The organism is Fredinandcohnia quinoae, assembly GCF_022427965.1.
Classification (GTDB): Bacteria; Bacillota; Bacilli; order Bacillales; family Bacillaceae_L; genus Ferdinandcohnia; species Ferdinandcohnia quinoae.
The window spans coordinates 204,086-216,828 of record NZ_JAKTTI010000003.1; the positions used below are offsets into that span (position 1 = coordinate 204,086).

The window sequence follows — 12,743 nt, forward strand, 5'->3', positions numbered from 1 at the left end:
AGAACTACAGACCTGATATCGCCGCTGATTCCGTATCTAGAATTAAGTAGGTCCGCACTTTTCGATAGGAGAATCAGTTTGAGCATCCGGGCTGATAAATAGAGGAAAAAATTCCTCTTAATTCATAATTATTATTAAAAAAGGCTTAAATAACGGGAGAAATTCCGCCTATCGACTTGAAAAATTCAAAAATAGGAGATTTTACTCTTCATAACAGGAAATTTTCCCCTTATTCCCCCAAAAACGAGTGCCATTCTGCATTTAACAGGAAAATCTCCGCTTAATTAACTAAAAAAAGCAGAGGATCCTAAAACCTCTGCTTTTTCTGTATGTGTTGATCTTGTGAATTTGTTTTTTCTACTTTTCAACCGAACGAGTGTGACCAGTCCCACATCACTAGGCTACAGCCTTCTTTTCCCTTGATATACTCGGTCTTGTCAATGAAAAGACTGCACATAGTAAAGCGATAATCACAATGGCACTTCCAAACCAAGCCGTACTCGTAACTGTGCCGGTTTGGTTTAACACAATCCCACCAATCCCCGAGCCAAGTGAAATGCCGATTTGCAATGCTGAATTATTAAAGCTTTGCTGTATATCCGATGAAGCTGGGTCGGTTTGAATCAAATAGCTTTGCTGTGGCGGTGCCAAACTCCAACTTAAAGCCCCCCAAAGCATCATCACAGGGATGAATAATACAAGCGAAAAAGTCGTGAACGGCAATAAGCTAAGTACAATTGCAAATGCACTGATTACGATAATAATACTTTTTCGAGCACCAATCCAATCCGAAAGTGCCCCACCGAATGCTCCTCCACCAACAGCAGCAATACCAAATACAAAATAGCAGATACTGATCCAATTAGAATTCAGGCCAAGATTCGTTTCTAAAAACGGAGTAAAATAAGCGTATAGCGTATAATGTCCCGCTAGCATGAACAAGGTAGCAAGATGGGCACTACCTATTTTCGCACTGGCTACTGCTTTTAATTGTTGTGAAAGTGGAATTGTTCGTTCCCCAGGAATACGCTCCAAAAATAGTGAAATCAGCACCATTGATCCAATTGATAACACAGCGATTCCAAGGAATATGACACGCCATCCAAAAGTATCTGAAATCAGGATTCCTAATGGAACGCCCAACACAAGTGACGAACTAATCCCCATATAAATAAGACCTAAAGCCTTTGCTCGGTGAGCAGGGGCAACAATTTTTGCTGCAATTGTCAAGGAAAGGACAACAATGAGTGCAGTACTCGCTGCTGTTAACACCCTTGCAATCATCATAAAGGTAAAATTCGGACTGAAATACGTCATAATATTACCTAGGAAAAAAATAAATAGTGATGTTAGATATAATTTCTTGCGTTCAATTTTGCTCGTTAATACAAGCAATACAGGTCCAGCAATGGCATAAATCAGCGCAAATACCGTAATTAGCTGTCCTGCAGAGCCTAAAGAAATGTTAAAATCCTCAGCTATGGTCGGCAATATCCCACCTACAATTAATTCAACCAATCCAACCGCAATAGTCGCTAATGCAAGTATAAAAATTTTGAAATTCATAATTTATATTTCCAATCCTTTCTACATGAATTGAGAAGGCCTTTTTCAGAAAAATAAAAAAATCCTGATTACAAAAAATGAATAATTCACTTTCTGTAATCAGGATTTTTAAGGTTCCTGGTAGAAACCCTCAAGCCATATTCTCGAGGTTATACAGGTTCTATTTAGTTTAATAGTGATCACTTTGCAAATTTTACTACGTTTTAAGCTATTTATCAAGGGGAAATTTATTCTGTAGATTTTCCTCTCAGAAAAAAAAGATTAGCTCATAAAAATTAGGTGACAATAGGAAAAAAGGATGTGGTCTTATGGTTGTCGTTCTTTACTTCTTACTTGGATTTGGTTATCTTGGTCTATTAACATGGGGAATACTTCTTGCTAGAAAAGATCGATTTTTTAATCTCACCAATGTACTTTTACTCGTTATTATTGGACTTGTATACGACAACTTTATCATAGCATTAGGACGATTTATAGGTGAAGGGAACAAACTGGAGAATTTAAGCTATGCACGATTTTGGTTACATGCTTTATTCACCCCCACTTTAATTCTTTTTGCTTGGAGCTTCTGTAATGGAATTGGACTATTATGGGCCAAAAAAGTTTTTTGGAGGATCCTTTCTTGCCTCTTGACCATCGGGGTAATTCTTTATGAACTGCTAACTTCTGTAAAGGGGCTTGAACTTGAACCAAAATGGAAGAATGGTGTATTAACCTATGAACGTGCGGTAGGTTCAGATAGTTTGATTATGGTAACCGTCGTAACCTTGGTTATCGCGATTGTTGGCTTTATTTTAATAAAGAATTTTCACTTTCCCTGGCTCTTTATCGGTACAATGATCATGATATTAGGTGGTTTACTAACTATTTGGCTCAAAAGCTTCCCGATTATGAATGTATTAGAATTTCTATTCATGATCTCTTTACTCATGACAAAACAATTTCAGGTCAAGTACATCAAGGAGAATACTAGATGAAAGTTCGTTTTGGTTATGTCGCAAATGCACTCGGCTTATGGAATGCAAGTCCGTCTAAGACTTTAACCTTTGCCAGATACTCTGCACTTCCTAAAAGTGAGCGAATCGATAAACTCAAAATGATAACGGCACAAAATCTACTGCACTCGAAAAGAATTTTGCACTATAATATCGCGCATGAAATTGAATTATATCGGTTCTCAAGCTCCCTTGTCCCCTTAGCAACCCATCCAGAGGTGATGTGGGATTTCCTAACTCCATTTAAAAATGAATGGGCAGAGCTTGGAGACCTGATTCAACGCTATAAGCTTCGAATTAGCTTTCACCCGAATCAATTTACTCTTTTTACAAGCTCAAGAGAAGAAGTGACACTGAATGCGGTGAAGGATATGGAGTATCACTTTCAGATGCTCCAAGCGATGGATGCTCTTGAATCAGGGATTATCAATATTCATATTGGTGGGGCTTACGGAGATAAAATCACATCCTTACAGCGTTTTCATAACAATCTACAAGAGCTGCCATCCAAAATTAAGCGATTTATGACACTCGAAAATGATGATAAAACCTACAATGTTCAGGAGACATTGCTCACCTGTGAGAAAGAAAACATTCCAATGATCCTTGATTATCATCACCATATGGCAAATATGGAGGATATTGACCTTTCTCAAAATTTGGAACGTATTTTCAACACATGGAACAGGCGGAATCTTGTACCCAAAGTACATATTTCTTCACCAAAATCAGATCATGCCTTTCGATCACACGCTGATTTTGTATCGCTTGATTTCGTTCTACCCTTTTTGAAAATGGCAAAGACACTTAATCAAGACTTTGACATTATGATTGAAGCTAAACAAAAGAATCTTGCTATGCACAAACTGATTGAAGATATAAGCGCGTTACGGGGAATCAAACGCATATCAGGTTCGTCCATACAATGGTAAAACAATAATGGCATGATGTTGAGAGGTGGAAAAAAGATGACGATTATACGTCTAGGTTATGTTGCAATGAGTATGGAGCTTAAGAACGCATCCCCATCGAAGACAATGACCTTCGCCCAATTCCAGAAAATTGATGATCGCGATGCTGCGTTTCGTAAACTAGAACGAATCGCACTTTTAAATTTACAAAATACATTGAGGCTTTTGAAGCATAATGCGGCATCTAATATCCATTTTTACCGCTTAACCTCTCGTCTCATTCCATTAGCAAACCATGAAGAGCTTTTTGATTGGAATTATTTTGCCCCATTAAAAGCATCACTGCGTGAAATTGGTGATTTCGCAAAAAAGCACGACATCAGAATTGACTTTCATCCAGATCACTTCGTTCTTATTAATTCAGCGCAAAAACATATTTTGAAAAATTCAATCAAGACCTTGAAGCTTCATTACTTATTACTAAAAGAGATGGGGATTGATCCAATCCATCGCTGTGTTATGCATGTGGGTGGTAATTATAAAGAAACCGTAGCATCACTTGAACGGTTCATCGAAAATTGGATGAACGTCCCTCGACCCATTCAAAAAATGATCATGCTCGAGAACGACGATACGTCTTTTACACTAGAAGATACATTGTATCTATGTGAGAAACTAGACATCCCTCTCGTTTTCGATTATCATCATCACCTTGCCCACCACGAAAATGCGAACTGGCAAGATAACTGGGAACGAGTTATCCAAACTTGGAAACACTCCCCACTCCCAATAAAAATGCATATATCAAGTCCAAAAAATCAACAGGAATTTCGGCACCACTCCGATTATATTGATTGTGAAATGTTTTTCGACTTTCTTAAAGTCGCCAAAGGCAGTGTTCCCCAAATCGACTGTATGATTGAGGCAAAGAAAAAAGATGAAGCACTTTTTCGATTAATGGATAAGGTCAAGGCTCGGGAAGATGTCGAAATAATTGATGGCTCTTCTTTTTACCTGAAATAATTCTTACACATAAAGAGGACATGAACCAAAATGCCTCATGCCCTCTCTATAATCATTATTAATGTGTCTTAAGAGTCATCGAGCGGTTCCAGCGCTTCATTAAGAGCTTAATAAGCCAGCCATGGAATGGTAAATTTGTTCTACTGTATCTTCACCCGCTTTTACCCATCTACTTTTATCCCTTATTTGTCCATCCTCATCCAATGGATTTTGGAACTGAGCAAGTCCTGTTGTTGCAGTCAAAAGTGAGTTTTCGTCGTAATCTAATCCAATATTGACTACATGTTTAATAACAAAAGGTGTTCCGAATTCAATTTCTGCATTTGAATGGTCCAGTTCCCCTTTAACAACATTAATAGGAACTCTTAAATAAATGGTTTCCCCACCTTCTCTCCATAAAACAGCATCAAACTTTCCCTGATGATAATCAAAATTACTGCAGAAGCTACACCCTTGAGAATGAAATATATCTCGAGCGCGTCCAAAATTAGCACGTTTTCCTTCTATTGATGTATTTAATTGAATCATCGTCATCCACCTCTACCTATTTGATATTGCTATTATTTTCCTTAATACGAAGGAACATACATCAAAAAGTACAGTTATCAATACTCATTTCCATAAATAAGAAATCATAAATATCGCCTCTTAAGGAAAAATCTTAATAGTGAACGAATGAATGAAGGTGATGAAATGGAACTTTATAGTGAAGAACATTCTTACCAGGCTGGAGACATTGTCTATGTCTTTTATCGAAACCCACATACTCAAGACGTTGCAAATATTCAAGCTGCAGCAGTTGTTAACAGCCCGGAAACTCCAAATGAGTTAGCTTTATTTTTATATGAAACCTATTACCCACTTTCCAACGACATGGCTATATATTTGACTGAAGAGGATGCATTGCGTGCATACAATTATTATTATGGTGATTCGGAGGGCAAATTAGAATGAATCAACCATTTAATCCCAGGCTCGTATACTTCGAGCCAAAGGCATTAGAATATCCTTTAGGAAAAGAGCTTCACAAAAAATTCGAGGCTACCGATGTAGAAATTCGATATACAACCTCTCACAATCAAGTAAGGAACTTACCCGGTGAAAATGACTTTCAAAGATATAGGGTGGCAAAGTCAACACTTGTGGTTGGAATTAGAAAAACACTAAAATTCGATACCTCTAAACCATCAGCTGAATACGCTATTCCTTTTGCGACTGGATGCATGGGACATTGTCATTACTGTTATTTACAAACAACGATGGGTAGTAAACCTTACATCCGTACGTATGTGAATGTAGATGAAATTCTTGAAGCGGCTGACAAGTATATGGAAGAACGAGCACCAGAGTTTACAAGATTTGAAGCATCTTGTACATCCGATATTGTTGGGATTGATCACATAACCCATAGTCTAAAAAGAGCAATCGAACATTTTGGAAAATCAGAGCTTGGAAAATTACGATTTGTAACGAAATTCCATCATGTCGATCACTTACTCGATGCCAAGCATAATGGAAAAACAAGGTTTCGATTCAGTGTTAATGCTGATTATATCGTTAAAAATTTTGAGCCGGGAACTTCTTCGTTAGAGAAGAGAATAGAAGCTGCTGGAAAGATTGCCAGAGCCGGATACCCACTTGGATTTATCGTCGCACCCATTTATCTTCATGAAGGTTGGGAAGAAGGCTATTATCACATGTTTGAGCGTTTGGACGCAGAGCTGCCACCAGAGGCGAAGAAGGACTTAACCTTTGAGTTTATTCAACATCGGTTTACAAAGCCTGCGAAAAAGGTAATCGAGAAAAACTATCCTATGACAAAGCTAGAGTTAGATGAAGACAAAAGAAGATATAAATGGGGTAAATATGGGATTGGAAAGTATATTTATCAAAAAGAAGAAGAAGAGGACATCAAAAAGCATTTGTACTCTTATATGGAGAAATTTTTCCCTGATGCAAAGCTAGAATATTTCACATAGAACGGTTAATCTATCGTTTGAAATAAGCACATATTTGCATTGATAAAGGCAACAATAATGGAGTAGAAAACTCATTGATTAAGAGGTGAATATCATGCCAAATCATAATAAAAAACAAGCAGGTAACTATGCACAAGGTTCTGGATCAAAATATCACCAAGAACATGCCAGTCATGTTCCAGATTACGGTGCTAATATCGTTGACCCGAATACGAATATGAGTGAGAAGAGCAACAAATAATGATATGGTTTAATATGTGGGACGAGTTTCGCATGTCCCACATATTAAGGAATGTGACTAATTTCCTATATTAGCTGATTTTCCTTATTCTCTGCTCATACAAATACTGTACGCCATATAATAAATAGGCTTTATAGTGTAAGTAGATGAAAAACTGAAAATGATTTAAGCGATTTAGACGGATGATTTTTATCCTTTTTAGAACATCAATGAAAAAAAATGCAAAAAGACCATCAGCAATCATATTCAGCAATACAAACTTCTTAAAGTTACCATATGACATTTTAAGTATCCACATTGAAAAAGGCATATAAAGACCAACGCTAAAAGGCAGTTCATCCTTAATAAATGATTTTGGTTTATCATAAAACTTCCACCAATTCCGCTTATGCCCATACAAATGATTAATGATTTCAAAAATAACAATAAAAATCCCAGCAAAGGAATAACGTTTCATGCTTTGCTTTCCTATGAAAAATAATGATAACCATGGAATGACTAATAAAGATATGTTAAAGATTAAATGCCTTCTTGATATCATCGTTGCCATCTCCCTCCTCTACTTTTTTAAAGTATCCAATTATATGAAAAAAAACCGCCATGTGAGCGATTTTTAGTAAGGGATTTTGCTAAAAAAAATTGGTCAATCACATAATGAGATTGACCTTATGTTTCCATACTATTCAATTAACGACCGTGAGTACTCTCTGCAGCTTGCGCCTCTGCTTTTGTAACTTGGACTGTACCACGAGGATGATGTGGTGGTGCATAGATGGAGTAGAGTTTTAATGGTGTCCTGCCAGTATTGATAACATTATGCCATGTTCCAGCAGGCACCATTATCGCTGAATCATCACTGAGTTTTCTTTCAAAGGTTAAGTGATTTTTCCTTCTTCCCATCCGGACAATCCCATGGCCTTCTTCAATCCGTAAAAATTGATCAGTGCTTGGATGGATTTCTAAGCCGATATCCTCCCCAGGGTTCAAACTCATTAAGGTAACCTGTAAATGTTGTCCTGTCCAAATCGCAGTACGAAAAGTTTTATTATGCTCAGCCGCTTCATTAATATCAACTACAAAGGGATTAGGACCATGGTCTTTGCTTATAATCTTATTTCTTCCCCAATCTGACTGATAATAGCCAAAATGTGCAGCTTCATAAGGATTCACCCAATAGTAGTACTGTCTCCCATCTTGATAAATCGGTGCATTCGCGTAATAAGGATATGGATACCCATAAGGATCATTGTACATTTTACTCATTCCCTTTCTTAGATTATCAAAGTATCTTATGCCCTTTGATTAGGGAATGTAACTAAGCGCCAAGAAATCTATTCATATAGTTCCCAAATTCTATTCATATAGCAAACTTTAAAGATTTCACCCAGTACTTCATTTTCAATAGAAACTTTTATGGTTTTCCGGTAATTGCAGGATCTAAATCTTTAAACATAGCTTTCATTTCATCAGGTACAAGCATTACATTTTCTATTTTTATTTCTGTATTATTATCAGAAGGGGCAAGCCTTACTAATAACATTTGCCCATTTTCAAAGGTCAATAACTCGTACCTTTTATAATCAGTACCAGCTGTTGTAATATCTTGAAGTTCGTTAAATTCACTTTCGGAAATACTACCTTTTCTTCCTTCAGAAAACAATGCGTCAAAACTTTCATAATCATTGTTGTCGATTGCCAATTTCATTAACCAAGAAGTATTATCTGAACTATCAGGCTTCAACGTTTTGTTGCTACAACCAACCAATATCACAATAAAAATTGTAAAGATTATGAGATACTTACATTTAACATTCATTGGATCCCCCCTGATTTTCTATTAAGAATACCAATATACCAACTAATCCTCGATCCTACTTAGCTAGCTAAAACTATGCTATTTGCTCATATTCATTTTTTCAATTCTGAGGTTTGGGCTTTTTCGAAAATTAGTAGCCTGTTCAAAAGCATATGCTAACATAATTAATTGCCCTTCACTATAAGCTGTTCCTGCAAAGGTAACTCCAAATGGCCGACCGTTTTGCTTATAGCCAGCAGGTATGGCAATGGATGGGTACCCTGCTTTCGCACTGATGGTTGAACCTATATAAGATGGGAATAGAATTGCATCAAGATTGTATTTTTCCAAAGCAAGGTCGATGCCTTGATCCTGGGAAAAGTACAAATCCTCCAATTTGTTTAATATATAATTAGGATTCCTTAATGTGTTTGAAAGGAGTGCTCTTTGTTCCAATTTATCCTGTCCATATTTTAACTTCGCTTCTTTGTTGATTTGATTATAGTGAATTAACTCTTTAATTGAATGAATAGGGATGTTTGTAGGAAGCTGTGAAAGAAAATTATCTAAGCTATGTTTCAATTCATATAGATTTACTCCCCAATTCCACTCTCTATGAAAGGTAGGAATCTCGATCTCTTCAGTAAAAGCTCCTTCATCTTTTAGAACCTGGATAGCTTGTTGGAACAAGACCTCATCATACTCGTCCGAATTTAGAAAGTCATCAGATCCATTTTTAAATATGCCAATTCTCGCTCCTTTTAAGCCATCGGAGTTAAGGAATATCGAATAATCCCGCTCTATTCTACCTTCACTTTTAAATGTCGCAGCATCCTCCTTATCAAGACCAGCCATAGCTCCCAGCAAAAGGGCAGCATCCGTAACATTCCTTGCCATTGGCCCAGCAGTATCCTGTGAATATGTAAAAGGAATGATACCCCTTCTGCTAATTAAACCTACAGTCGGCTTGATCCCAACTACCGAATTTTGAATGGCAGGACTAAGAATGGATGCATCTGTTTCCGTTCCAACAGATAAAACAGTGAAATTGGCAGCAACTGCCACAGCCGAACCAGAACTAGATCCACCTACAAAAAGATCAGGATCTCCATAAGGATTTAATACTTGCCCTCCTCTTGAGCTATACCCAGCCCACATTGTCGTGGACATTGCATTAGCTAGCTCGGTCATATTTGCCTTACCTAAAATAACCGCACCTGCTTTACGAAGCTTTTCCACAAGAAACGCATCCTGATCAGCCAAATAATTCTCCAATGCAATCGTACCCGCACTTGTATGCATGGAATCTGCAGTTTCAATATTATCTTTTAAAAGGACAGGAATTCCATGTAATGGTCCTCTAACACCTTTTAAACTTCTTTCATTATCAAGTGCCTCTGCTAAAAAGATAGCATCAGGATTTATTTCAAGAACGGAATTTACTTTCGGTCCATCTTGATCATATTTCGCTATCCGATATAAGTAGTACATCACCAATTCTTTGGAAGTTACTAACCCTTTTTCCATGGCATCTTGAATCTCGTAAATCGTTAATTCTTCTCTAAAAAACTCATTAAATGTAATCGTCATAATCCTACCTCGTTAATTCTGAATTTATATACCTGACCGTAAATAAAACAGCGTTTCTATTTGTTACAGAAAATCATTTATTATTGTTTCGTAGCGTCAATAATAAGTGAAGGATTAGGAACATTATCATTGTAGGTGTACTTGGTGTGTTTGGTGGCTAATGGGATCAAGATGATACCCCAGAAGAGTGACATCATTCAAAGCTATTTTCATATATATCGAGGAACTTTGTAATGTCCACGCCCTGTTGTTGAATATTTTTATCCATAACTGTAATTTGCCAACCATATGTCTTATATTCCTGAAAATTGTCATGACTGATAGGTTCTAATTCAAATTCTTCTGCTACTGCTTTAAAGCCCTCTACATAGTCTGATTTTGCTTGTTTTAATGCTGCTTTAGCATCTTTAAAAATAGGCATTCCTTCTGAGTTGGCTCCAATTTCATATGCTTCATTGTTACCAAAGTCAACACTTAATTTACTAACATCATATTTATCAACAACAGTTGCTAAGGATTGGTTGTCACAAGCAGTTAACAACATGATTGAAATCAAAATAAATAAAATCCTCATAAATCCTCCTCTTATTTTTGGACTACCCCACGTATTAAAAATACCGATTGTAGCATCAACTTTTCCAATTGCTTAATTTCGATTCCCGCATTACTGACCATCTTCAGAATATCCCTATTTTGGTGACAACCGACGAATCTTACAGATAAAGCATCGAACCGATTTTGAAGCCAAGCGTATACAGAATTCGTACTTTTTCCATGTTCGAAAAGTAGTATCCTTCCGCCAGGCTTCACCCAGTACTTCATTTTCTCGAGAACCTTTTCTGGTTTCTCGTAGGCGCATAATGATAAAGTGGATACAATCGTATCAAAGTGGTTTTCCGGTAACTCGATGCCCTCCACATCAGAAACCACAAATTCACAATCGATCCCATATTCCTCCGCTGCTTCCTTCGCCTTCTCTATCATCTTTGGGCTGAAGTCCACGGCTGTCACATGAACCCCGCTTGGATAAAATGGAAAGTTATTTCCGGCTCCTACAGATAATTCAAGAATACTCCCTTTTGCATCTTTCAATAATCTACTTCGTTCCCGGGCTAACTGTAATTTCCTTCTACGTTTCTCGTACGATTTTGCTTGTCGATCAAAAATACGTATCGATTTAGGATTTGTCATTTTCTCGCTCCTTTTGTTTAAGAACACTCTTTCATAATAATGAACTACTTCCATCAACTACTCACTACATTCTACAAAACCACCACCCAACAAGGGTGATACTCACTACACCCCAACCCGCGGATATTCCAAAATACTAGCATCATCACCATAATTCCCAGTTAAAGCTCTATCATTTGACGATTTTCTTGATTGATTTCTCAATCAATTTCTCATTGTTATTTTCAAACTGAACACTAACATATTTGTTCCATATTAGTTTACTTCTATAAAAAAAGGCGATAATCCTTCTTCTTGGATTGTCGCACCTGATTGATAAATTTAACTCATACTTACTATATGCTATTCATACTCTTTCTCTCTGTTCAGTAGGTTTAATTTACTTCGCTCCAAATCTTTCTGCTGCTCTAATGCGTGCACGCTCAGCTTCCACCTCACGATTACGAGGCTCCGCACTAGTCTCCAGTGAGTCCAATAAATTCCTTGTAACCATAGCTATCTCATTGATTGCTTGATTAAATGCCTCTTCGTTTACTTTTGAAGGCTTGTTGAAGCCTGTAATCTTTCTAACGTATTGTAAAGATGCAGCAAGAATCTCCTCATCCGTGGCTGGCGGGTCGAAATTAAATAATGTTCTAATGTTTCTACACATAGTTACTCCTCCTTGTGTTCATTTATTATCATCAGAAAATAGTCTATTACCTTTGATTTCAGCAAACCTTTTATATTTAATTATTTGAATATACATTTATAGCCCTTTTTTCAATAACCATCCAATTTAATAAAAGAACTTAAGGGCCAAAATAATGACTTCCAAAAAACTAAATAAATAGCAATCCCAATTAAAGCAGACACTATACCAGAATAAAATAAATAACAGATATACACGGAATTACGATTGATAAAAATTTTTTCAAATATTGTTTAACAGTCAATTTTGAATGATTTTTATAAATATAATCACAATAATAAGGAATGATTATTAATGATACAATAATCATTAATGGATGTAGAAAGCTTATATTAGTAGTAGTGATAATGGAATCCGATGTAGAAAATGCCTTTTATTGTAAATACTCTATTCCCTCGATGAACCCAAAAGCCGTACCTACCCCAAATGCAATATAAAGTATACTTAGAAAAAAACTTTCTTTAAGCTCTTTTTCTCTTCTTTCTCTTCTTGTTCTAATGTGATGTTCTCCATTTTTATTTTCCTTTCCATTCTTTCGCCCTTTGCAATATCATATACGATTTATTTCTCTCCAAAGTTTCTAGGTAATAGGTCCTATTGAAATCAAAACCACTTGAGTCGGATAGTACCATCCGAACTCAAACCGCTTCTTCTGCCTTCACAGTTCGGGACTTTCACCACCAAGTTATAGCCCATGCCGAGCGGAAATCGAGTAGGAGGGGGTGACTAACCCCCGACCTCTCACACCACCGTACGTACGG

The 12,743-nt window shown here is 36.8% G+C and carries 15 protein-coding genes and 1 riboswitch; of the genes, 6 read left to right on the forward strand and 9 right to left on the reverse strand.

The features are described 5' to 3' along the window. Positions 1-396: 396 nt before the first annotated feature. Entirely contained in the window at positions 397-1,566 is a 1,170-nt protein-coding gene (locus MJG50_RS04230; protein WP_240252998.1) for an MFS transporter, read from the reverse strand. A gap of 76 nt (positions 1,567-1,642) precedes the next feature. After that, a riboswitch (purine riboswitch) is annotated at positions 1,643-1,743 on the reverse strand. Between the two features lie 131 nt (positions 1,744-1,874). Here MJG50_RS04230 and MJG50_RS04235 point away from each other — a divergent pair. From MJG50_RS04235 to uvsE (MJG50_RS04245), 3 genes are read left to right on the forward strand one after another with little or no spacing between them, the layout of a single operon-like run. Beyond that, positions 1,875-2,543 carry a hypothetical protein gene (locus MJG50_RS04235; RefSeq protein WP_240253004.1) on the forward strand — a complete coding sequence of 223 codons (669 nt, stop codon included), beginning with the start codon at positions 1,875-1,877 and terminating at the stop codon, positions 2,541-2,543. Then, positions 2,540-3,493, forward strand: coding sequence for a UV DNA damage repair endonuclease UvsE (uvsE, locus tag MJG50_RS04240; protein ID WP_240253009.1), 954 nt, complete (start codon positions 2,540-2,542; stop codon positions 3,491-3,493). Before MJG50_RS04235 ends, uvsE (MJG50_RS04240) begins: the two co-directional genes overlap by 4 nt. 36 nt (positions 3,494-3,529) lie before the next feature. Next, a complete protein-coding gene (uvsE, locus tag MJG50_RS04245; protein WP_240253010.1) occupies positions 3,530-4,495 on the forward strand; it encodes a UV DNA damage repair endonuclease UvsE in 966 nt (321 codons plus the stop codon). A 99-nt stretch (positions 4,496-4,594) separates the two neighbouring features. Here the strand turns inward: uvsE (MJG50_RS04245) and MJG50_RS04250 are convergent, their stop codons facing one another. After that, positions 4,595-5,023 (reverse strand): YugN family protein, encoded by a 429-nt coding sequence (locus MJG50_RS04250; RefSeq protein ID WP_240253011.1) that lies wholly within the window; start codon positions 5,021-5,023, stop codon positions 4,595-4,597. A gap of 165 nt (positions 5,024-5,188) precedes the next feature. Between MJG50_RS04250 and MJG50_RS04255 the strand changes: the two genes are divergently transcribed. From MJG50_RS04255 to MJG50_RS04265, 3 genes are all read left to right on the forward strand, one after another. Beyond that, the gene (locus MJG50_RS04255; protein ID WP_240253012.1) at positions 5,189-5,449 is read left to right on the forward strand and encodes a transcriptional regulator SplA domain-containing protein; all 261 of its coding nucleotides are present in this window, start codon (positions 5,189-5,191) and stop codon (positions 5,447-5,449) included. Then, the gene (gene splB / locus MJG50_RS04260; protein WP_240253013.1) at positions 5,446-6,474 is read left to right on the forward strand and encodes a spore photoproduct lyase; all 1,029 of its coding nucleotides are present in this window, start codon (positions 5,446-5,448) and stop codon (positions 6,472-6,474) included. Before MJG50_RS04255 ends, splB begins: the two co-directional genes overlap by 4 nt. A 94-nt stretch (positions 6,475-6,568) precedes the next feature. Next, positions 6,569-6,715 (forward strand): hypothetical protein, encoded by a 147-nt coding sequence (locus tag MJG50_RS04265; protein WP_240253014.1) that lies wholly within the window; start codon positions 6,569-6,571, stop codon positions 6,713-6,715. Between the two features lie 70 nt (positions 6,716-6,785). On the opposite strand, the gene MJG50_RS04270 is transcribed toward MJG50_RS04265, so the two are convergent. The 7 genes from MJG50_RS04270 to MJG50_RS04300 all read right to left on the reverse strand — a co-directional run bounded on the left by MJG50_RS04270 (position 6,786) and on the right by MJG50_RS04300 (position 11,943). Next, the gene (locus MJG50_RS04270; protein ID WP_240253055.1) at positions 6,786-7,256 is read right to left on the reverse strand and encodes a hypothetical protein; all 471 of its coding nucleotides are present in this window, start codon (positions 7,254-7,256) and stop codon (positions 6,786-6,788) included. A gap of 146 nt (positions 7,257-7,402) precedes the next feature. Continuing rightward, positions 7,403-7,969 carry a cupin domain-containing protein gene (locus MJG50_RS04275; RefSeq protein ID WP_240253057.1) on the reverse strand — a complete coding sequence of 189 codons (567 nt, stop codon included), beginning with the start codon at positions 7,967-7,969 and terminating at the stop codon, positions 7,403-7,405. A 157-nt stretch (positions 7,970-8,126) separates the two neighbouring features. Next, positions 8,127-8,531, reverse strand: a complete 405-nt coding sequence (locus MJG50_RS04280) for a hypothetical protein (RefSeq protein ID WP_240253015.1) — start codon at positions 8,529-8,531, stop codon at positions 8,127-8,129. Positions 8,532-8,609: 78 nt separating this feature from the next. Next, entirely contained in the window at positions 8,610-10,100 is a 1,491-nt protein-coding gene (locus MJG50_RS04285; protein WP_240253016.1) for an amidase family protein, read from the reverse strand. Between the two features lie 193 nt (positions 10,101-10,293). Continuing rightward, the gene (locus MJG50_RS04290; RefSeq protein ID WP_240253018.1) at positions 10,294-10,674 is read right to left on the reverse strand and encodes a hypothetical protein; all 381 of its coding nucleotides are present in this window, start codon (positions 10,672-10,674) and stop codon (positions 10,294-10,296) included. Positions 10,675-10,685: 11 nt separating this feature from the next. After that, complete coding sequence (locus MJG50_RS04295; RefSeq protein ID WP_240253019.1) at positions 10,686-11,291, reverse strand: class I SAM-dependent methyltransferase; 606 nt, start codon at positions 11,289-11,291, stop codon at positions 10,686-10,688. A gap of 379 nt (positions 11,292-11,670) precedes the next feature. Continuing rightward, complete coding sequence (locus tag MJG50_RS04300) at positions 11,671-11,943, reverse strand: DUF2277 domain-containing protein (RefSeq protein ID WP_240253021.1); 273 nt, start codon at positions 11,941-11,943, stop codon at positions 11,671-11,673. Between the last annotated feature and the right edge of the window lie 800 nt (positions 11,944-12,743).